General features: G+C 41.7%; 19 protein-coding genes, 1 tRNA gene and 1 pseudogene. 6 read left to right on the top strand and 15 right to left on the bottom strand.

Annotated elements, in window-relative coordinates:
* Positions 1-5: 5 nt before the first annotated feature.
* The 5 genes from GFB47_RS16590 to GFB47_RS12225 form a co-directional block, all read right to left on the bottom strand.
* The gene (locus GFB47_RS16590; RefSeq protein ID WP_407701708.1) at positions 6-1598 is read right to left on the bottom strand and encodes a hypothetical protein; all 1593 of its coding nucleotides are present in this window, start codon (positions 1596-1598) and stop codon (positions 6-8) included.
* A gap of 413 nt (positions 1599-2011) precedes the next feature.
* Positions 2012-2770: a hypothetical protein gene (locus GFB47_RS12240; RefSeq protein WP_153448345.1), complete on the bottom strand. Its 759-nt coding sequence runs from the start codon at positions 2768-2770 to the stop codon at positions 2012-2014.
* A 296-nt stretch (positions 2771-3066) separates the two neighbouring features.
* Entirely contained in the window at positions 3067-4443 is a 1377-nt protein-coding gene (locus GFB47_RS12235) for an FUSC family protein (protein WP_153448344.1), read from the bottom strand.
* 14 nt (positions 4444-4457) lie between these two features.
* The gene (locus GFB47_RS12230) at positions 4458-5321 is read right to left on the bottom strand and encodes an HlyD family secretion protein (protein WP_153448343.1); all 864 of its coding nucleotides are present in this window, start codon (positions 5319-5321) and stop codon (positions 4458-4460) included.
* Positions 5322-5332: 11 nt separating this feature from the next.
* The gene (locus tag GFB47_RS12225; protein WP_153448342.1) at positions 5333-5545 is read right to left on the bottom strand and encodes a DUF1656 domain-containing protein; all 213 of its coding nucleotides are present in this window, start codon (positions 5543-5545) and stop codon (positions 5333-5335) included.
* Positions 5546-5864: 319 nt separating this feature from the next.
* On the opposite strand from GFB47_RS12225, the gene GFB47_RS12220 reads away from it, so the two are divergent.
* From GFB47_RS12220 to GFB47_RS12205, 4 genes are all read left to right on the top strand, one after another.
* Positions 5865-7385 (top strand): M20 family peptidase, encoded by a 1521-nt coding sequence (locus tag GFB47_RS12220; protein WP_153448341.1) that lies wholly within the window; start codon positions 5865-5867, stop codon positions 7383-7385.
* A gap of 102 nt (positions 7386-7487) precedes the next feature.
* The gene (locus GFB47_RS12215; RefSeq protein ID WP_153448340.1) at positions 7488-8096 is read left to right on the top strand and encodes a DUF3299 domain-containing protein; all 609 of its coding nucleotides are present in this window, start codon (positions 7488-7490) and stop codon (positions 8094-8096) included.
* Between the two features lie 176 nt (positions 8097-8272).
* On the top strand, positions 8273-9154 hold the full coding sequence (pdxY, locus tag GFB47_RS12210) for a pyridoxal kinase (RefSeq protein ID WP_153448996.1): 882 nt from the start codon (positions 8273-8275) through the stop codon (positions 9152-9154).
* 81 nt (positions 9155-9235) lie between these two features.
* Complete coding sequence (locus GFB47_RS12205; protein WP_153448339.1) at positions 9236-10135, top strand: LysR family transcriptional regulator; 900 nt, start codon at positions 9236-9238, stop codon at positions 10133-10135.
* A 180-nt stretch (positions 10136-10315) separates the two neighbouring features.
* Here the strand turns inward: GFB47_RS12205 and GFB47_RS12200 are convergent, their stop codons facing one another.
* Entirely contained in the window at positions 10316-12232 is a 1917-nt protein-coding gene (locus GFB47_RS12200; protein WP_153448338.1) for a PTS fructose transporter subunit EIIC, read from the bottom strand.
* A 258-nt stretch (positions 12233-12490) separates the two neighbouring features.
* On the opposite strand from GFB47_RS12200, the gene GFB47_RS12195 reads away from it, so the two are divergent.
* The gene (locus GFB47_RS12195; protein ID WP_153448337.1) at positions 12491-12913 is read left to right on the top strand and encodes a PACE efflux transporter; all 423 of its coding nucleotides are present in this window, start codon (positions 12491-12493) and stop codon (positions 12911-12913) included.
* Here the strand turns inward: GFB47_RS12195 and GFB47_RS12190 are convergent.
* The 9 genes and pseudogenes from GFB47_RS12190 to norV form a co-directional block, all read right to left on the bottom strand.
* On the bottom strand, positions 12908-13318 hold the full coding sequence (locus GFB47_RS12190) for a hypothetical protein (protein WP_153448336.1): 411 nt from the start codon (positions 13316-13318) through the stop codon (positions 12908-12910). The genes GFB47_RS12195 and GFB47_RS12190 overlap by 6 nt on opposite strands.
* An 81-nt stretch (positions 13319-13399) precedes the next feature.
* Positions 13400-13474: transfer RNA gene (locus GFB47_RS12185), tRNA-Gly, on the bottom strand.
* Between the two features lie 569 nt (positions 13475-14043).
* On the bottom strand, positions 14044-14292 hold the full coding sequence (locus tag GFB47_RS12180) for a HypC/HybG/HupF family hydrogenase formation chaperone (protein WP_153448335.1): 249 nt from the start codon (positions 14290-14292) through the stop codon (positions 14044-14046).
* On the bottom strand, positions 14283-14792 hold the full coding sequence (locus tag GFB47_RS12175; protein ID WP_153448334.1) for a HyaD/HybD family hydrogenase maturation endopeptidase: 510 nt from the start codon (positions 14790-14792) through the stop codon (positions 14283-14285). Before GFB47_RS12175 ends, GFB47_RS12180 begins: the two co-directional genes overlap by 10 nt.
* Positions 14792-16372: pseudogene (locus GFB47_RS12170) on the bottom strand (nickel-dependent hydrogenase large subunit). Before GFB47_RS12170 ends, GFB47_RS12175 begins: the two are co-directional and overlap by 1 nt.
* Before the next feature lie 239 nt (positions 16373-16611).
* The gene (locus GFB47_RS12165; RefSeq protein ID WP_153448333.1) at positions 16612-17376 is read right to left on the bottom strand and encodes a sulfite exporter TauE/SafE family protein; all 765 of its coding nucleotides are present in this window, start codon (positions 17374-17376) and stop codon (positions 16612-16614) included.
* Positions 17377-17530: 154 nt separating this feature from the next.
* A complete protein-coding gene (locus GFB47_RS12160; protein WP_153448332.1) occupies positions 17531-17707 on the bottom strand; it encodes a hypothetical protein in 177 nt (58 codons plus the stop codon).
* Between the two features lie 122 nt (positions 17708-17829).
* Positions 17830-18987 (bottom strand): NADH:flavorubredoxin reductase NorW, encoded by a 1158-nt coding sequence (gene norW / locus GFB47_RS12155; RefSeq protein ID WP_153448331.1) that lies wholly within the window; start codon positions 18985-18987, stop codon positions 17830-17832.
* Positions 18987-20561: an anaerobic nitric oxide reductase flavorubredoxin gene (gene norV, locus GFB47_RS12150; protein ID WP_153448330.1), complete on the bottom strand. Its 1575-nt coding sequence runs from the start codon at positions 20559-20561 to the stop codon at positions 18987-18989. The genes norW and norV overlap by 1 nt, the downstream gene beginning before the upstream one ends.
* A 293-nt stretch (positions 20562-20854) precedes the next feature.
* Here norV and norR point away from each other — a divergent pair, with 293 nt between their 5' ends.
* Positions 20855-22456: a nitric oxide reductase transcriptional regulator NorR gene (gene norR / locus GFB47_RS12145; protein ID WP_153448329.1), complete on the top strand. Its 1602-nt coding sequence runs from the start codon at positions 20855-20857 to the stop codon at positions 22454-22456.
* The last annotated feature ends 96 nt before the right edge of the window (positions 22457-22552 follow it).

Below are 22552 nucleotides of genomic sequence, written 5' to 3'. Positions count from 1 at the left end.
AAAAATTAGAAACGGTAGCCAAAATTTAACGTCATCGAGTTACGTGTTTCACCTTTGTTGTACATAAAAGTCAGGTTATAGTTTTTTCCTATCTGCTTGTTAAATCCCACCATGTAAGCCCACTGATTTACCTCAACCCCAATGTCATAATCCAATTCAATATCTCCTGACTTAACATGGCCAGACAAGCGCGGTTTGAGGCCTTGGTACTCGGCCCCTACAAAAACTTGCGCCCGGTAGTCAACCAATTGATAACCAACCATAGGTTGAATCGTCACTATCGGGTCACCCCATTCAGTCAGCCCTTTCAAACGAGTTTGAGATACCGACCCTGTCACTGATGTAAAGAACTCTCTGTAACCAAGCGATAATGTCGTACCGACACCCCGCAAATCATATTCGAGATGAAGTGGAACAGATAAACGTCCTCGATTACACAGCACTGCGAGCCCATCACAAAATTTATCTCCTAGCCCTGCGCCGGGCAATTTATTATCAATAAGTTCCTTAATAGACTGCCCAACTATTCCGGTATAGTCGGTATCAACTTTCGCATCCATATTAATTTTTCCGATATACCCAAACACATTCCAAAAAGGAAGAATGTTAATATCACCACGTAAACTTAAGCTTTGAGCATTCACGATACCTATCGAATCATCTGGATCAAATAGGTCATTTAGGCGAAGACCATCGACAACAATGTCACTAAATGGAATATTCATATCTTGATTGCGGTAAGCAACGGATATCCCATAAGGAAGAGGCAAATCGATACCTTGACGTCGAACCATATCCCCCATCAGAGGGAAAATATGGTCAAGCTTAACTCTCGATTCTCTGATCCTAGGATCTGAAACTTGTGCTAACAACGATTCGTTGATGACTTCTACTCCAGTGTCATCTATATACAGTGCAACTGGAACGGTAGTAGTCAACATATACAACGATTGGTTTCTAGACTTCCCTGTGACTACAATATTCTTTTTAGTCAGAATTATTTTACCCGAATCCAATTGCCCAAAAGTAATGGTTTGGAGATATGCCTCGACTTGATAATCTTCAAAGTCAAATGGAGTTGTGTTCGATATGGTCATCGACAATGGCACGTTATCTTTAACGGTGATTTCCACGCGCATAAAACGGAAATATGCAATATCTTGAGGAAGACCATATTTAGAATAGTTAAAGCTCACCACGACTTGACCATTTGGCTGCTCTGTCACTTTCACTGTCGTTGGATCGTAGCTTTGGACGTAATCTCTCAAACGGTATTCTGTTCGAGTGTTTTTTTCTATTTCATCAATCGTATCATCGGGTTCATCAAGCTCACTCGGGTTGTATTTAATGCGTAAATCAATATTGCCTTTTTGATCGGTGTCTTTCACTACGAACACACGTGATTCTCGCACTTCATCGCCCACTTTTACTTGTCGGAAAACATGTTCAACCAAATGTTCACCAGAAGATAGAGAGCTTAAACCTAGTTTGGGTAAATTTTCATCAATGCCGTATTTTTTAAATACATCATGTTCAGAAACCGTCCCTTGCGTGTAAGGAAGAATGTCAAGGTTTGAGGTGTTAGTCTCGCCTGCCATACTATGAAATGAATATAATGTACTAATAATTAAACCTAACAAAAATGATTTAATCGTGAAATTAAATATAACCATATAATAATATTCCAGCCGACTTTTCAACTCTATGAAAATACGATCGTTATGTAATTGTGAACGACCTTGTTCCACCGTTTAATTTAAAGTATGCTTATCGCCCAGAAGTAATATTCAACTGTGTTCTATATGAGTTATAAATAATGTTGTAGAAGGTAACCCCAAACATTCGAATCATAAGAGACTTAATCAAACTCAATATAAAACAAACAAAATATAACAACTTTCTGACTAGTGTTTTTAGCCTAACAGCGATAGCATAACCTGATAATCACCAATAAAAACAGTTTAAATTAAATATAGGCAATTTTATCAAATAAATAATCATAACGTTTTAATTACAGGTATACTTTGTAATTAAACCAAACACGAGTTTCGTCAATATCAACAGTGTTATTATCCGACTTCATATTTCCGTAGGTATTTTCAAATTTAATCTGTCCCCAGCGTGTTTTATCTGCACTAAGCGGCGTTGCTGCCATTAGCGTTGTTTTCACAGTTGAAGATTTAATATCACCACTTAGATAAGTGAACTCAGGATAAAGGGCTAAGAATGTACCATCTTGTCCTGTTTTCCATACTGCATACGCGGTACCCATACCACCAACCAAACTATTGTCTGAAACATTAAAATCATTGATAGATGCATCTGAATATTCACCAGTAAGAACACCAACGCGACCAAAAAAGGTTAACGACTCAATAGGTGTACGGAAGATGGAAATCGCGCCAAGCGCCGCAGTGGTCGCTATGTCATTATCGATAACATCAAGAGAAACAGCCACGCGAGGTACTATTGGATTCTGAATACTAAACACATGAAAGTACTGCATACGGCTGTCACTGTATTTACCTCCTTTATCCATCGTCCCTTCCAGAGAGACCATAGATTCCATCCCATTTTCGTAGTGGTACGAAACCGAACCTGATGCTTTAACATCACCGTTATTACTCGCACCAACATAGAAAGTTGAATAAGCACGAGTCATGTCAGAAGCATCCAAATTTGTGCTTTTTACGTTATCATCAGCGCGCACTGTTGAGATTAAGGCGCTACCGATTAACATTGTTAATACTGTTTTTTTGAAGTTTTTCATTTTATTAGTTCCACATATTGTCTTGAGAGAGGCTATTCTATGAGAAAACCACAAGGTTGTTTAATCGCATATGATGGACTGTATCCTTCATATTTTTAGGATAAAACAATGCCAATATAAAATAACAGCCAGTACTAAAAACCATAGAGACTTAAAGCTATGAATAGTTAAAGCCATGGACACTTAAAAACACATTAATTAAACAACAGGATCATAAAGTTAAAAATACATGGTATATTAAAAAACCTAATATAACCAACCTAGTTAGATAGATGTTTCTGATGTATTAATAACGTTTAATTAGGTAATCCAAAGCTGGCTTTCGGATGGAATAAATCTGAAAATACTCTAGCGATCATTAACAATATTAGTAAATAAACTATCATCATCAATGAACCATCAATACTGTAACTCGGCGTCAAATTTAATGCTCCTGACGTGAGAACAAGCAATAAGTTGGCCGCAAGTACACGGAATATTCCCATTCTTGGTGAATCAAATACTTTCCATATTGCAAAAATATTAATTAAATAAAAACTGGCGAGCTGCCATATTTCGGTAAATGAAGGCATAATAAACACTAGTTGGATTAGATAAAAACTTCCAAGTAATATAGTGCCCCAAAATGCATCCCTTATCACTCTAGGCGGTAAAGGTGGAAGATTGGTGGCTAAAATCCCTGCAATCATAGGGAAGGCAACGCCTCCAGGAACGGGAAAATAAATCCAAACGGCCACCGCTGTAATAAACATCGATAAACCCTGTACGACTTTAAGTACATCATCTTGCATACGCTGCTTTAAATTACCGTGATATATGAACGATTCATCCTTCGTATGCTCCTTGGTTAACTCAAGTAAATCCCGTGGTAACAACGGTAATAATGGCATTGAATGATCAAACACAAGCATATTGTTTTTAATATCAGAGATATACTTTGCAAACTCATTGTTTTTTTTATCACAAAGCTCTAGCACATGAATGGTAACTTGAATTTGACGAAGGTGTTCTAACCATTGCTTCTTATAAAATTGCAAATCATAGCTGCCGTTATTTGGCAGCAGTAAAATATGATGTAAATGTGTCGCAGATTGCTCAAGGTTTTGTATTTCATTGGCCGATAACGTTCCTTCACCGACGTGATTTAAGGCGAGTTTAAGCTTTGCGTGCAATTTTATGTATTCATTCATAAATACAGTTTGCGTCGTCACAGGCCACAGCACTTTATAAACAAGAGTAAAAACAGCCACACCAAGAAGAGTCTCTTGAGTCCTCAATATCATATAGTGAAACGTGTTTGCACTATCAAACTCACCCATACAACAGATAATCGTACAAACGGTGTAGCCTTGCACAAAAATATAACCATGCTTTTCATCGCTAGACATGAACAGACTTAACCCGAGAAAGAGTCCATAAAACGTTAGAAATAAAAAGCGATCTTGAGGGAAAAGAGCGAGTAAAAAAAGTGCGTAGCAAACCCCCATCAACGATCCAAATACTCTATTTTGTCCCTTTTGTAATGAATGAGCAAAGGTCTCATTAAGCGCCGTTACTACAACAGCAATACCAGCCCAATAGGGTTTTTCCCATTGAAAAAAAATGGCAAGACACAACGCAATAACAACGGATAAAGCGGCTTTAATGGCTTCTTTGGTAGATCTGCTTAGCATGGTTACTTTCTCTTTTATTCTTTAATGATCTTAATAGAAGCCGTCATACCAACACGGAGTTGAACGTTACTTGGCAATGTCGTCAGGGTTACTTTGATTGGGATACGTTGGGCAAGACGGATCCATTGGAAGTTAGGGTTAACATTGGGAAGCAACGCCTCTCCTGTCACACCATCTTGTTTTGCAATGCCATAACCAATACTTTTGACCTTTCCTTCCAACACTTCATTCGAGTTCGTTAGTAAAGTAATAAAAGCTGTGTCATTTGGATTAACACCTTCTAGATCGGTTTCCTTAAAATAACCATCAACCCAAAAGCTATTCGCATCAATCAGTGCAACAACCGGAGTATTCGCTACGACTTGAGAACCAACACGAAGATTAAAGTTAGTAATAAACCCATCAGTTGATGCAAATACCTTGGTGTAATTCAAGTTGAGCTTCGCTTCTTCAACCACCGCTTTTGTCATATTTAAATTTGCGATTGCGGATTGAACGCTATTGTCTAAATTATCCAGCGTTAAAACAGGCACCGCACCAGGTAAGCGTTTCTGAAGAGCCTTAGCGCGTTTTTCTTGGTTAAGCGCTTTATCAAGAGCAACTTGCGCTTGATGCAAAGAGGCCAACGCTTTGTGATAAGCCACTTTGTAAAGGCTGTCATCAATCTCAAATAACATATCCCCTTTTTTAACTTCGCTGTTATCTGACACATGAAGCGCTGTCACTTGCCCAGTCACCCGAGGAGTAATTGAGACAATATAAGCATTGATGTGTCCATCTCGAGTCCATGGGTTCTGAGTATAGAGGCTATAAAAATGGGCAATCACGGTGCCAGCACCAAGCACTAGCAATAGAGTAATAAAGTAACGTTTGAACATTGTAATCCACCTCAAAACATTGGGATAAAACGACTGATTGCTCCGATAAAAATGATCATTAGACTAATTTCAGCAATGACCGGAAAAGCAACACAACGATACAACCCTGTTTTAACAACGGCCTTAGTCACCAAATTAGTAAAACCATAAGCTAAAGCGACGACTAATAACGAAGGAGGAAAATAAATCTCTCCCCACGTAAGTTCATGTGGAATGGCGTTCATAATGAACCTCAATAGTAATATGAAAGCATTGAGATTAGCTTATGGTTAGAAAGGCGAATAATCACTTATGTAGGATAAAACCCATCAAACAGTCCACGAGTGAGTTTCGAGCGTGACATGTTTTCATTTATTAAGGCTTAATTGTAATGATTGTACAAAAATAAGGCCCTACACAGGCAATGATACATATCACCTATTCTTTATATCTCATGTAGGGTTGGGTCCTACTAATGCGATTGGGTTAAGCGGAGTTTTTCAATAATACTGCATACATCAAGTAAAACACTGCTCACTTATTATCCAATTAAGGCTGCTTATTATGACGAAAAAATCAAGACTCTTTACTAGTATCGCTTCAGCGTTAGCACTGACTGCATGCGTTTCTGCTTGGGCTGATGAACAAGACTTTAGCTCAATGCAAATGCAAGGTGTTGAGAAAGTAGAAATTCAAGTTGATTTAGAAGGTGCCGCTCAACGCTTATCGCAAGCGGTTCAATTTAAAACTATTTCAAATCAAGATCGTAGTGACTTTGATGAACAAGCATTCCGTGATTACCATGAGTTTCTTGCAAAGTCTTACCCTCTGGTTCATAAAACGTTAAAGCGTGAGGAAGTAGGAGACCCACGTCCGTTTAGCTTGATCTATACATGGGAAGGTAAAAACCCAGATTTAGCTCCAGCGGTCTTTATGGCACACCAAGATGTTGTGCCTATCGCTGAAGAATCTCGTGATCAGTGGAAAGAAGCCCCCTTTTCTGGCGTAATTAAAGATGGCTATATATGGGGTCGTGGCTCACTTGATGATAAAAACCAGCTACAAGCACTGTTAGAAGCAACAGAAATGAAACTAAAAGAGGGCTTCCAGCCAGAGCGTACAATTTTATTTGTATTCGGTCACGATGAAGAAGTCGGTGGACCAGAAGGAGCAAAACATGCCGCCGATATTATTGAGCAACGCTATAAAAAAATCGCTTTTGTTATGGATGAATCAGCACCGCTTGTACCCGGTATATTCCCAGGCATTCGTGAAAATACCGCATTAATTGGTATTGCTCAAAAAGGGTTTGTCAGCTTAGAAATTGCCATCAACGGTATCGGTGGCCATTCATCACAACCGGGTGAAGAGTCAAATATTGTCGCCCTCGCGAAAGCTGTTGAAAAAGTAGAGGCGGCGCAATTCCCTTACAAAATTCACGAGGCCGTGAGATACCAATATAGATACATGGGTCCAGAGCTACCAGAAGCGCAACAACCATTATATAAAGCAGTCGCCTATGGTGACGGCGACACAGTGACGGATTTAGAAAAAGAATTTATTGATGTAATGTCTAAAAATCAGGTGACGCGTGCGATGCTTCATACCACAACAGCGGTGACAATGTTTAATGCCGGCATTAAAGATAACGTACTGCCACCAGCAGCTACCGCAGTTGTGAACTTTAGACCTATGCCTGGTGATACGCCAGAAGTCATTATTGAACACGTGAAGAAAGCAATCAACGATGACAGAATGACCATTCGTGATATTTCAGCATCAACACCGGCAACCAATGTGGCCGATCCAAGTGGTGAAGGTTACAAAATTCTAGAGAAAACTATTCGCCAAACTTGGGGGAATGATCTAATTGTATCGCCGTTCTTTGTTATTGGTGGTTCAGACTCTAAGCACTTCCAAGCTCGCGATTTTGCGCCTGATGTTTACACAATGACCGCGATTCAACTAGAAAACGTAAAAGAATTTGAAGGTTTCCATGGAGTGAATGAACGCATATTAGTTGAAGAGTACGGGCGTTCAATCGGGTTCTTTTACCAAATTATGGATAACTTAGAGAGCCTATAGACAGAGTCGACCATGCTGTATTAAGTCAATTCAGATCAAAAAAATGGTTAAGGTTTTCTTAGCCATTATTGATATTAGTTACCATCATTGGACAATCCCGACATGAAATATGCCATCTCACTTATTGTTTCAACTCTTTTTAGTCTATATGTACAAGCATCTGAAACGATTACTTGGCCGTCACTAAGACCACTGCAGAGTCAATATCAAAACCTTTCACCCAGCAATAAAGCTCTACTTTCCGAGATTTACGCGTATGAAGTCGTTAAAAAAACTCGCCAGTTAAGTCCAATGGAAAATGATGGATATACTCAGCGTGTCACCCTAGCGAAGAAATTTGGCTTAGACGTACAAGAAATGCTTGAGCAACGTACACAACAAACATCAGATGTTGTCCCTGAGTTGAACATTAAAGATATGAAAATGGCCGGTTTTTTAGTTCCTATCGAAATGGAAGGCTTAATCGGCACTCAGTTCCTTTTAGTTCCAACCGCAGGAGCTTGTATCCACACACCACCCCCACCAATCAACCAAACTATTTTGGTCAAATTCCCCGAGGGTCATGAATTACAAAGCTTGTACACTCCGGTCTGGGTAACTGGTGATATCAAGTCCAGCTCTGTCAAAACTTCGGTTGCGCTGTCTGACGGTGATCAAGCCATCCAAACTGGCTATGTCATTAACGCATCGGGTATCGAACTTTATCAATAAAAATAATCAACGTTACGAAAAGGGAGTTAGATTTTTATTTCCTTTTTTATATCAACATTTCATCGAAAATCACTGTCAAATTTATAGAATACTCCCCATAGAAAGAGATTGGGGGAAATGAAACGACACGCTTTACGATAGAAAAATAATGACTAATCCAGGTTTAGATATCAATGATGAAAGGCATAATTTCAATTCAACCCCATGTTGTTTATGGGCATGACGGAAACAGCTCAGCAGTGTTTCCTATTCAACGTATGGGTATAGATATATGGCCGATCCACACAGGGCAATACTCAAACCACACTCAATACCAACAAGGTTGGACAGGTAGATCTTATCCGGCTGACGATATTAACGCCGCTATTCAAGGGCTCGATAACATTCATCAACTTTCAAACTGCCAAGCAGTCATTTCTGGTTACCTTAGTAATACAGAGCAATGTACGGCGGTGAATCAAGCTATAACGCAAGTGAAAAATAGAAACCATAGCGCTCTCTATGTTTGCGATCCCGCCATAGAAAACCATGTAGAAGCGTCGGTTCATTTCGAACAAATACAAACGCAGATTATACAACAACTTGTGCCTATTTCTGATGTTGTTGTATCGAACCAATATGAACTAGAGCAACTTACAGGTCTTAAGATAAATAACATTGAAGACGCAATATACGCTTGTCAACGTGCCTTAACTATGGGCCCTAACATTATCTTAATAAAACACTTACCTATCGTTGCAGAGAAAACATGTACGATGATGTTAGCCACACCAAAAGTTATATATATAAGTCAACGACCATGGATAGAATTCACACGTTCACCCGTAGGTGTTGGTGCTTTAGTTACCGCATTGTTTACTGCTTGTTTAGTTAACCAAATGTCCCCTGTCGCAGCATTACAACACACCAATAATGCCCTATATGGCGTGCTTGAGCTAACACGTGATAATAATAGTTGTGAACTCGAAACCGTCAGTGCTCAGTATGAATTTGTGGAACCTACGTTTAATTTTCCACTGCAAAAAATTAACTTTAAGAAAACAATATCAACAACTTAAAATATTACCAACTATTTATTATGGTTATCAACACTGCATTAATGGTATGCTGATTTTATAAGTCAGTAAATTGAGAATGATATGAACTTTAGTCTTGAACAGCTTCTTGCATTTATTACTGTGTATGAACAACTGTCGTTTAGTAAAGCAGCCGTTAAACTGAATAAGCACCGCACTACGATTGGTCAAGTCATCACAAATCTAGAAGATCAATTAGCGATCTCTCTTTTTGAACGCATTGGCCGTTCGGTTGAACCAACAGAAGATGGTCACCTACTATATCGATACGCAAAGCAAACGATCGAACAAGCAAGAGTGTTTGATAAAATTGCATTAAGCTTATCCTATGGTGGTTTAGAACGCATTGTTATTGCCTATCCTAGTTTTATCCCTCATCAAGCGCTTTACCTTATTCGTCAACAGTTAATTCAAGACTTCCCTACCTTGAAAGTCGAATTTATCGTTCGGGATCGCACCACTATAAAGCAAGGTATTGTTGATGGATCCATTCATTTTGGCTTAGTCAATATTTACGAAAGTACTGCCATGCATAGTATGGATTCAACTTTCTTGGGGCACGTTGAATTTATCCCTTATGTAAAAACGGGAGGAGAATTAGCTAAAATGGATAAGAGTCTTATTTACAGCTCTTTGCAAACAGAGCGACAATTAATGCTAAAGTCATTAGTCGATGAGGGGCTAGGTGAAAAGTTCACTCTTTCAGCCAACAATGAGCACGTTGACCAATTAGCATTAGTGATCAAAATGATTAAAGAAGGTATTGGTTGGGCATTGCTACCTAGGGCTCTGTCAGAATCTCAATTTTCTATTGATGGTATTTCGCCACTCAAGCTAGACACAATGCTCGAAGGAATGAAACTTCCTATCTCACTGTGGTGCCCGCATGCTAAAAATATCAAAGAAATTAAGAATTCTATCGTCAAAGCCATTCAAGAACATGTCAAGACTTACCAACAATAATGTTATGGATAATGTATAAATATCGGCTTTGCAGTAAGTACGATCGCCGATAACAACACAGGTATTGATAATTTCAAGCGCTATTTTTTTAAAAGAGTAAACGATTGAAATAATAACATCTCTTAAACAAAAAAATCAGTGACCAGATATACTGACCACTGATTTTTCATCATTATAATTTTATTTAATCGTCGCAACCTTAGTTGGGCTTGAGCTCAATTTCGATTGGATCAACTCTTCCGGTGCATTCATCGCATGTTTGGTGTGTGTATCCACAATATTCATGCCGGTGAAACGTTGTGGATCTTTTATCGCTACATCGTGGGCAAAGATAATAAACTCAGCATTGGCAATATCTTTAGGGGTAATGCGGTTTACAATCCCGTTTGCGCCTTGAGTTTCAACTTTAATTTTAACACCCATTTTAGCTGCGGCTTTTTCTAAGCTTTTTGCGGCTAAGAAAGTATGTGCCACGCCAGATGGACAAGCGGTGATCGCCAGAACTTGCGCCACGCCCTCTTCTGAAATCGACTCTACTGGCGCCGCATTTACTTCATAATCATCTTCGTCTTCTGTCACTGGTTTTTTCAACAAGTTAACAATGATGGCTGTGGTAACCGCGCCCGCAATCGTACCGACGATATAACCAATTTTGCCATCCACCACGGGCAGAACAATCCAGCCACCCCAAGGTGCGTGGTTAATAACATTCATCATAAAGCCCACAATGTTACCAACCATACCACCAGCGACAATGGCAGGAATAACACGAATTGGATCGGCAGCAGCAAATGGGATCGCACCTTCTGTAATACCAATCATACCCATGATCGCAGCGGCTTTACCGGCTTCACGTTCGTCTCTTTTATAACGCTTTGGAGAAAGGAAAGTAGCCAGTGCCATACCCAGTGGTGGAACACAAATTGCGATACCAACGCCACCCATCAACCACGGTTGAGAGTCCACTTGAGTTTGAGCAAATAACGTCGCAACTTTGTTGATTGGACCGCCCATATCAAAGGCTGTCATACCACCTAAGATCGCGCCAAGCATCACTTTACCGCTGCCTGCCATACTGGCTAACCAATGGTTCATTGCTGCCATCATGCCCGCAATAGGTTCGCCAATCACCCACATCACAATACTACAAGTGAGGAAAGTACCAATTAGCGGATAGATAAAGATAGAACCTAGCGATGCCATGCTATCTGGGAATTTAATCCGTTTAAGTTGCAGCACAATAAAGCCCGCTAAGAAGCCAACCACAATCGCACCTAAAAAGCCGGTGTTGTATTGTTGCACCGCGATCCAAGAACCAATCATACCCGGCGCAAGACCTGGTTTATCAGCAATCGAGTACGCAATATAACCACCAAGAACGGCGGTAAATATGGTTAAACCTGCAATCCCCATAGTGGCGATGTCTTTTAACACCCCTGTTTCCGGTACCGCACCTTTACCTGAGATCATCACCGACAGCGAGAGTAAAACCCCACCCGCGACAATAAATGGGATCATGTGGGAAGTACCAAACAATAAGTGCTGCTTCATGCGAGAAAGGGTCGCTTTCCATGCCGATGGTTTTTCTTCAGCTGCGAAATTAGCAGCGTTTGATGGCGTTGATGTTGCGGCAGGGGTTGCTTGCTCGGCAACGTCGCTGCCCACGAGTAATTCGATAATTTGTTCACGCGTAGTGGCGCTGCGCAGTGAATCAAGAAAACCATCTTCAATAATTTTACTAGAAATTTGTGCTAGAACTTCAATGTGGTGATTATCGCCACCATCGGGTGAAGCAAGCATAAAGAATACGTTGGATAGCTCACCATCATCCGCGCCATAATCAATACCAGTACGGTGAATACCCACCGCGAATGCAGGTTTGATCACCGCAGCACTTTTTGCATGAGGGATGGCGATCCCATCTTCAAAACCGGTCGAACCAAGCTCTTCTCGTGCCCAAACGTCTTTTAAATAGGCATCTTTGTTTGAAACGCATTGATTTGCCGCCAATAGCTCAGCCATTTCATTAAGCAGATCTTGTTTGTTATCAGACTTTAAGTCCAAGCAAACGAGGTTTTTATTGATCAAGGAGTGCATGATTCTTCTCGCTATAATTGTGAATATGACAAGAAGAATAGCACTCATTAAAAGTGTGTGTAATTGTAAATAAAATGCATTTACTGGATTATTGTAACACCAATCAAAAAGTGTGAACTGGCGCAATTATTCCTTTTTTGGGTGCAATATCAAAGTGCATAACTCGAATGACTAGTATAATGATGTGAAAAATAACAATATGTCTAAAAAATCAGTTATAAAAGAGCTGAAAATAAAAAGGGATCACCTGAGGAAAATATGCGCAGTAAATTAGACCGGATCAGACACACCGTTGGCTTTGAAGTGCTCGGGTTGATCATTTTAATCTTTGGGATCAGCAAGATTTTTAATATGGATATGGGAGAAATAGGGGTACTCGCGATAGTATTTTCCGTCATTGCCACGGTATGGAATTATTTTTACAACATCCTATTTGATAAAGCGATGCTAAAACGCACGGGACAGTTGCATAAAACAACGTTAATACGCATTCTACACGCTGTTCTCTTTGAGTTTGGCTTGTTATTTATCACCTTACCTATCATGGCTTGGTGGTTACACATCAGCCTTATTGATGCCTTAATTTTAGATTTTGGCATGGTGATATTTTACTTGATCTATGCTTTTGTTTATAACTTAGCTTACGATAAAGTCTTCCCAATTGCGCCAATCAGATCATAAGCACTTATAGACATAGAACTCATTGCCTTGCTTATGATTTGTCGAGTAATACCCCGCTTTTTTCACCAAGCGTGAAATGAAAAATTGATAGATATCGAAACGCTCCTCCTCACATGAAAAATAGAAATACGTCACGCCTCGCGAAAATAAATATCGAATGAATTTTTCTATTTCGATAAACAGTGAGAAAGGATTAACCTCACCGTGTAGGTTATTAAAGCTTCGACTAACCTCACCCACGCGAGCAAATGGATCGTATGTTTTATTAAAGGTGTAAAACATAAATTCATTTTTTTCATCAAGTAAAAGAACGTACTTTTTACTCGCAACCATCACTTCTTTTTGATGGTTGTGGTCTACATCTGGTCCCCAGCTCTTATTTAACACCTGAGAAAATGAGTTCACCAAACACCAGACGCAAAAAATCACTCAATAAAGAGTGTTGATTTTCAAGGGCTTACATTGGAATGGTGTTGAAAAAACGATTGGAGCGTGCGGCGGGAATCGAACCCGCATCATCAGCTTGGAAGGCTGAGGTAATAGCCATTATACGACGCACGCTTACTTTGAGATTGGCTCTCTTGGAAAGCACAGTAATGATGCCACAACTTAAAGGAAATGAAAGACCTAAATACAAAAAAAAGTTTGTTTGATGCCTTTTTGTGCAATTAAAGTCCAAAAAGAAACCGACAGCGTTAAACCATGCGGTAATGATAACGTTAGCAAGGTTCAAGCGTTGAGCAACTTGCATCCATTGCATTGCGTAAGTGTTGATCCACTCTTGCTTTAATTGTGTTTGTTGCTCAACAGAAATCTCAGGGCACGTTGTGGCTTGCGCGACTGAAAAACTGGCCAAACTGGCGACTTGATGGGAAACCGGGCACAAGCTGATCAACTGACCAATACGTTGCATCACTTGTGATTGAGTCAGCCCAATTAAGCACGGTTCAATCGATATACGCTGGTAATCCAGTTGCACGCTTTGTATATGTGCGCTTGATTTTAGTTGATACGGCTGCAAGCTCACCATTTCAATCTCAATATGAGGCGAAACAAAGGGCAGTGACTGCATCTGTTGAGCAAAAATACGCTGATACACAGCTTCAATATCGACTTTATTTTGAGCAATATCAGCGGGAGATAGATTCATTTGAGTTCTCTGTATTATCGGAGCCAGTTAATAGCGCTAACGTGGCTAAGGCATCAGATTCTGGCCATACTTCCACCGCAAAGCCGCCTGCTTGGATCAGCAAATAATCGCCTAACTCGACGTTATCTGACATCAATAACAGGCTAACTTCGCGCTCACTGTCTAAACAGCGAACGCGGGCAGTACCATTGCCTAATGCAACCACTTGGCTAGGAATACCTATACACATGATGATGACTTATCGTCTATCTGCGCTTTTTTTTGCAGATCAAAACCATGCTGAGTCAGTAAGTCCACCACATGAGCGAGCATCGGATCCACTTTGCCAAGCAAGGTCTCTGTCATGCCAATATGCGGCTCGATAGATTGTGGGATCGCGCCAACCAAGTACAATTTCTTCGGGTAACGATCGAGCATAATCAGCGACGATAACAGATCCCCTAATCCCAATTGATGAGGCGAGATCTTCTGCGTAAATAAAGCTGGAATGGCGTCATCTTCAAGCAATATCACCGTGCCAGGCACCGCTTTATGCTTAACCGCATCAACAATGATCACCACGTCTTTATCGATTAAAAAATCCAGCAACTCCATGCCCGCAGTGCCACCATCCACCACTTCTAGCGCATCGGGGGTGTGATAGTGTTGCTCAAAGGCGCGGATCACTTCCACGCCAATCGCTTCATCGGTGAGCAGTAAATTGCCCACCCCTAATAATAATGCCGCCATTACAGAACCTTAATCACATTAACTGGCAGGCCTTCGGTATCAAACAAATGGATCGCACAAGACATGCAAGGATCAAATGAGTGAATAACGCGCAGCACTTCCAATGGTTTGTCTAAATCGGCAACGGGTAACCCAACCAAAGCTTGCTCGTAAGGCCCAGGGACACAGTCTTCATTACGCGGACCGGCGTTCCAAGTCGATGGCACCACCGCTTGGTAGTTCTTGATTTTGCCTTCTTCAATCACCACCCAATGCGACAACATGCCGCGCGGCGCTTCCAGAAAACCGACACCTTTAATTTCAGTATCAGGCATATCCGGTTTGTTATACGTGCTGGTGTCGCCTTTTTTGATATTGGCGATCAAGCGATTAAATTGATCAGTCACCACTTCGTGCAACATGCCACAACGGACCGCACGCGCGATCACACGCCCCATAGTAGAGTGCATATCTTCTAAACCATATTGACGATGGCTGACATCATTGATAATGCGAGTAATATCATCGAAATGACGTTGGCAGTCTTGGTTTCCGGCGGTGATCATACACATCATGTTCGCCAGTGGCCCTAACTGCACCGCTTCGCCATAAAACGCCGGAGACTTCACCCAACTGTATTTATCGTCGGCATCCCAACCAGTGTAATTAGGTTCGGTTTGCCCTTCCCACGGGTGCAGTTTACCTTCATCGTCATACCATGAGTGTTTGGTTGATTCAGTAATGCCTTTGATCAACCAGTCGTCGGTGTAGCTGGTGATCGGACGGAAAGTAGCAAGATCGCCATCTTTTATAAAGCCGCCTTCCATCACAAATTCGGTGCTTTTTTCATCCACAGGGAAGTTAGGCACTGAGATGTAATTTTTTACCCCTCCGCCAGTTTTAAACGCATCAGGATAGTAGCAAGCCAGTAGCACCGCATCCGGTTTGTAGACGTTTTCAATAAAGCCTTCTAAGCGATCGATAAAGCTTTTTAGAAAATCTAAACGTTCGATATTAAGCACTTCAATCCCATCAAGGTTGATAGGGTTTGCAACGCCGCCCACCGCTAGGTTTTGAATGTGCGGGCTTTTTCCTCCCAGCAGGGCCACCACGCGAGTCGCGTCACGCTGACACTCTAACGCTTGTAAATAGTGGGCAAAGCAAATCAAGTTTACTTCTGGTGGCAGCTGCATTTTAGGATGTTCCCAGTAACCATTGGCAAAAATGCCCAATTGACCACTGTCGACTAACCCCTAAATTTTACCTTTCACTTTGGTAAATTCAGCCACAGAATTGCCTTCCCATAACGACACTGAATTTGCCAATGCCGCCGCTTTGGCCGGATCCGCTTTTAAGGCCGAGGTAATATCCACCCAATCAAGCGCCGATAATTGATAAAAGTGCACAACGTGATCTTGAATACCGTGCGCCGCTTGAATGATATTACGAATATATTGGGCGTTTAATGGCACGTCTAAATCGAGCGCATTTTCCACCGCTTTTACTGAAGAAAGTGCATGAATCGTGGTACAAACGCCACAAATTCGTTGAGTAATGGTCCACGCATCAATTGGGCTAGTGCCTTGTAAAATGTTTTCCATTCCGCGCCACATGGTGCCTGACGACCAAGCTTTGGTCACCACACCGTTATCAATTTCGCAGTCTATGCGCAGGTGTCCTTAAACATACTCTATGACCATCATCAGAAGATAAATAAAAAATGAGCAATGACTTTTCTCCTAAGAAATCGGTCACAGCCCATTTTATTGCGGTTTTACTTTAAGTGGATAATTGAAATTATTTCAACACCAGCCGTAATAACGAAGAAATGTATCTGCTATTAATGACTACCAGTAAAGAATCCGACAATCAAACGCAGCGCAATAAAGGTTAACGCCACTTTAAGAATGGTATGAAAATGTTGGTTCGACACTTTATATAAAATACGTTTGCCAATATAAGTGCCCACAAAACCACAGGCGATCATCAAGGCGATCACCCCGATCCAATCTTTAAATGCAAAACCTAAGAAAGCAAACACCACCACTTTAATGGTGTGTTGCATTGACATAAAGCAAGCCATAGTCGCGCCCAGTTGACGGCGATCGGGCAATAAGTTTTTCACCGTGGCGATCAATAATGGTCCGGTAGCGCCAACAAACATGCTAAGGAAAGTCGTCAGAAAGCCAATCCCTACTAAACCTTTCGTGCCTTTCAAGCTTAAATTGATTGGCACCCAGCTGCTGATCAAAATAAACACCGCCAGAATAAGCTCTAAATAACGGGTCGGTAAATTCAGGGCCAGTTGACCACCAATAATCGCGCCAATCACTGCACCAACAAAGTACCAGCCGAGAAATTTCCTTTCGATGTACTTGCGCATCAAAAATGCACGGCCGGCATTAGAACCCAGTTGCACCACCGCATGCACCGGAATAACCGCTTGTGCTGGGATCATGGTGATCATAAAAGCAATCAGCGTCGCGCCACCACCAACACCAATAATGGTATTGAGCATCGAAGTCATGCCACTTAATAAGATCAGAAAATAAAATTGAGAATCACTAAGAATATCGGGTTTGAAGTGCAGTATAAAATCAAGCATGGCGAGTTCATTTTAAGCTAAAACGCGATTATACCCCTCAAAGCAAAAAAGTGGTTACGAATAGGCAGTTTTGACAGAAAAAGATCAAAAACGGCACAGGATATTCTCCTATGCCGTTTGATTGATTTAACAATGTCGCCACATTTGGCATCATTTAACGAGAAGATCCCGAACGATGCCTCTGGCAATTCTCACACGCCAATTCCCGCTGGCATTGCTGCGCGGTTTCTAACTCACATTCACTGTTTTTGCATTGACCGAGTTGGCTGACATAAACGGTAATTTTTTGACTTACTTGGTCAACATAACGATTTAGAATTTGCATGCTCATTCGGCTCTCCTTGATTTTATCCTTTCCGCTTTTAGCTTAATTGAAGCTGACACTTTGTTGTTACCATCAGTATAAAAATGACTCTGCGGCAACTTCAATTATTGCTATTCGCTCTGCTCTGTTTACAACAAAGCGGGTAATTCTCTTAGCATTGGGAAGGCGTTTTTCATGTGATTTTGCGTGACCACAAAGCCCACTAAGGCATCATCAACATTAAACGCTTTGGCAGTAATACCGTCGCCATCGAGTTCTACTTGCCAACGATAAACACTCTCACCAGTGTGACCGCTTAATTGGATTGGCAGATCCGGCGTTTTCACTTTCACCAACATCGACGCCAATTTGAGTGCGGCATTTTCTTGATCGGCATTGAGCAAGCCTTTGGCCAATACATTGGCGCTTAATAAGGTCGGTTGCAGGTAAGACAACACCTTGTTTTCAATTTGCGCACAATCACCAATCGCATAAATATTAGGCTGTGAGGTTTGTAATTGACGGTCGACCACAATACCTTTGCCCACTTCTAACCCAGCTTGCTGAGCCAATTGTACATTCGGCTTTAGGCCCGCCGCTGAGATCACGCTATCAACTAAAAATTGCTCGCCAGACTCCAGCGTCACTTCAATGCCAAATTCGGTTTTATCTAAATTTTGCACACTATTGCTTAACTGCAGTTTGACCCCACGTTTACGCAATTGCTTTTGCAGTGGCGCAGATACGACATCCGGTAATAAGGTGGCCATCACGCTATCGCAGGGATCGACCAATGATACCGTTTTGCCCGCAGACGCTAAATCCATCGCCAGCTCAGTCCCAATTAAACCCGCGCCAATGATCAAGACATGTTCGGCTTGGCTTAGCTCTTGCTGTGCGGCTTGAAATTCAACCCGACTATTTAACGTCACTATGTGTTCAACCGCTGATCCTGTCATCGGTGGCACAAAAGCAGACGCGCCTGTCGCCAACACTAATTTTGCATAACCCATGACCTGATCGTTTTGACATGTCACGGTTTGTGCTTGGCTATCAATCGCTTTGATGCGCGTGTCAGTCATAATAGTCACGCCATTTTCTTGTGCAAACACCTCTGCCGTTTGACGAATAAGGGCGGCAGCATCTTGATTTTTAGAAAATACATGGCTCAGATCGGGCTTGTTATAATCATGGCCATCATCGGCTGTGATCACTGTGATCGGCGTATCAGTGTCGGTGCGACGTAGCGTTTTCACTAATTGATAGGCAGCAAAACCACTGCCTATGATCATAATTGGATTACTCATTAAGCCACCTGTGAGCCGTTGTTTTTACCTAGCTTGCTAGCACAAGGTTCAAACACTTCTTTACCAATACCGCAATCTGGGCATAAGAAATATTCTGGCACTTCAGCCCAAGCGGTTCCTGGCTCTACCCCTTGATTTGGTTCGCCGAGTTCAGGCTCATAAACCCATTGGCACACGGTACACAGCATTGCTTGATCATTTGCATCATTACTTGTTTGTTCTGTTGTCTTTGGCGCTTCAATTTCAACGCTTGCAGCAGGGATCGCAATACCCGTTACTGGCGCATTGGCTGCTTGCTTCACTTCATTCGGTACCGCTTTTGATACCGGAACACCTGTGGTTTGCTTAACAATTGGAGAAATGGTGTTGGATAACTCATACAGTGCCCATTCACGCGCGATCTGACGACCATATTCACGACATTCTTGCATCGCTTTCCCATCTGGACGCCACTTAGTTTTCTTGCTGATCGCCGTTTCAAAACCACAATCCATTAAGCGAGTGTGGATACGGTCTACCGCGCCACCATTCCAACCGTAACTACCAAATGCCGCCGCTTTTTTATTCTTAAAGCGCATACCGGTAATTTCTTCTAACATGCCCGCCACTTTTGGCATCATCACATTATTCATGGTTGAAGATCCCACTAAGATACCTTTTGAGCGGAATACGCTAGAGAGGATCTCATTTTTGTCATGAAGCGACACGTTAAACACTTTTACTGCCACGTTCGGGTCAATATCGTGAATACCTTGTGCAATACCATCGGCCATCATACGCGTGTTGTTAGACATTGAATCGTAGAATAAGGTAATACGATCTTCTTGGTAATTATCCGCCCACTCAAGATATTGATGAATAATTTGAGTTGGGTTATCACGCCAAACAATACCGTGCGCGGTGGCAATCATATCCACTGGCAACTCAAGGCTTAATACTTCTTTAATTTTAGCCGTCACCAAGGCGCTAAACGGGGTTAAAATATTGGCGTAGTAACGTAGGCATTGCTCGTATAATTCCACTTGATCAACTTCATCGTTAAACAAGTGCTCGTCACAGTAGTGTTGACCAAATGCATCGTTACTAAACAATACTGCGTCGCCTGTCATGTAAGTCATCATGCTGTCTGGCCAATGCAACATTGGAGATTCAACAAACACTAATGCTTTACCGTTACCCAAATCGATGCTGTCGCCAGTTCTCACCACATTGAAGTTCCAATCTGGCTGATGGTGATGACCGGTAATAGAATCCACCGCGTTTTCGGTACAGTAAATTGGCGTGTTGGGAATTTTAGCTAATAATGCACCTAACGCACCGGCATGATCTTCTTCAGCATGGTTGATAACAATGTAATCAATCTCATTGAGATCAATTTCCATTTCTAAGTTTTGGATAAACTGCTGGCTGAAGCGATGATCTACTGTATCAATAAGAACGGTTTTTTCTTCACGAATAAGGTAGCTGTTATAACTGGTACCACGGGTGATTTTGTATTCTGTACCATGGAAGTTTTGTACTTCCCAATCGCGCTGACCAACCCAGTGGATATTGTTTTTAACATGAATAGACATAAAGACTCCTGAATAAAATACTAAACTGTATTGCCGCCTTATCAATTTAGGCATCAATACTAAAATTAATTAACTCTCTGCCCTGTATATTGCAGTTAGCGTGCCAACTTTTTAGATCTTTAATATTCAATGAGTTACGTTTTTTACTCTTTAGTAGTATGTCATTTTGACAAAACCCGAGTAGTATCAATGTGACAGCACAATGTCACATTGACAGTATATATCCACGCTTCAGCTAGTGTGAACGCTCTCAATATGACCACTCTAAAATGACGGCGACTTAGGTAAACAACATGCAGCAATTTCACACTCAAATTACTCAATTAGCATTAGATCTGACTCTAGGGATCTCCAATCAAGATAGATTTGACCGTCTGTTGGAAGTGCTGCGTAATTTATTAAAGTGCGATGCAGCAGCGTTATTGGCTTATCGCGATCAGCAATTTGTGCCACTGGCCATTGATGGTTTGTATGAAGAAGTGATGGGACGCCGGTTTAATATCAATGAGCACCCGCGTCTTGAAGCCATTGCTCGCGCGGGGGATGTGGTGCGCTTTCCGGCCGACAGTGATATTGCCGATCCTTACGATGGGTTAATTCCCAATAAAGGCGATAAACTGCATGTACATGCTTGTGTCGGCTTACCCCTGATCGCCCATGGCAATTTAATTGGCGCGTTAACCATCGATGGGTTTGATGCTCACCAATTTGACCAATTTAGCGACCGAGATTTAAGAACCATTAGTGCATTGGCCGCTGCCAGTTTGCATACATCCCTGTTAATGAAACAATTAGAGTTACAAGTCGTCAATGTCAGCGCCAATAGCCCGCAAGTCACCAAAGACATAAAATTGGATGAAGAAATGATTGGTCAATCTGGCGCGATGATGGATTTACGCATGCAGATCCAAGCAGTCGCCAATACTGATCTTTCTGTCTTAGTGATGGGGGAAACGGGCGTAGGTAAAGAGCTGGTTGCCGCCTCTATCCACGCTCAATCAAACCGCGCTAAACAAACTTTGGTATATCTAAACTGCGCTGCGCTACCAGAGTCGGTGGCAGAAAGTGAATTATTTGGTCATGTCAAAGGAGCCTTTACTGGCGCGATCAGCCACCGAAAAGGCAAATTTGAACTGGCCGATAACGGGACACTATTTTTAGATGAAGTCGGCGAATTGCCATTAGGGCTGCAATCAAAATTGTTACGAGTGCTGCAATATGGCGACTTACAACGCGTCGGTGATGACAGCGTATTAAAAGTGAATACCCGCATTGTGGCGGCGACCAATCGCGATTTGCATCAAGATGTGGTGACTGGGCAATTTCGCGCCGATTTATACCACAGATTGAGTGTGTTCCCGATCCATGTTCCTGCCTTACGCGAGCGTGAAGGTGATACCACTTTGCTCAGTGGTTTCTTTATCGAAAAGTGCAAAAACAAACTAAATCTTAATCATTTAAGCATTTCACCAGCCGCGTTAAATTTACTGCGCCAATACCCTTGGCCGGGCAACGTGCGCCAGTTAGAGCATTCAATTCATCGCGCAGCCGTTTTAGCCAGAACTGAAATCTTTAGCCGCAAAGAGAATATGCCATCGAGCCATGTGATCCTGCAGCCGCATCATTTTGAATTAACCCAAGCGGCTTCGTCTAAGCCACAATCATCAAGCCATCAAACTGCCGCTAACGAAAATTTATTGCCGCAGACGTTAGATCTTGCGCCAAATATTGATCCTCAAGCTGGGCTCAAACAAGCTACCGAAGATTTTCAAACTCAAATTATCACTACCGCACTCAATAATAACCAACAAAACTGGGCTGCCACCGCTCGAGATCTGCAAATCGACAGTGGAAACTTGCATCGTTTAGCCAAGCGCCTAGGCTTAAAAAATTAAAATTGAAATTGAAACTCAACCAAAGTCATTATTTATAACGACATACTCACAGTCTTGAGCGCAGATACGTAGCTTCAAGTACCAAGGGTATTTTTA

The organism is Vibrio algicola (genome assembly GCF_009601765.2).
Taxonomy (GTDB): Bacteria; Pseudomonadota; Gammaproteobacteria; order Enterobacterales; family Vibrionaceae; genus Vibrio; species Vibrio algicola.
The sequence above is the reverse complement of the archived record's forward strand: the minus strand, read 5'-3'. Positions and strand labels throughout refer to the sequence as shown.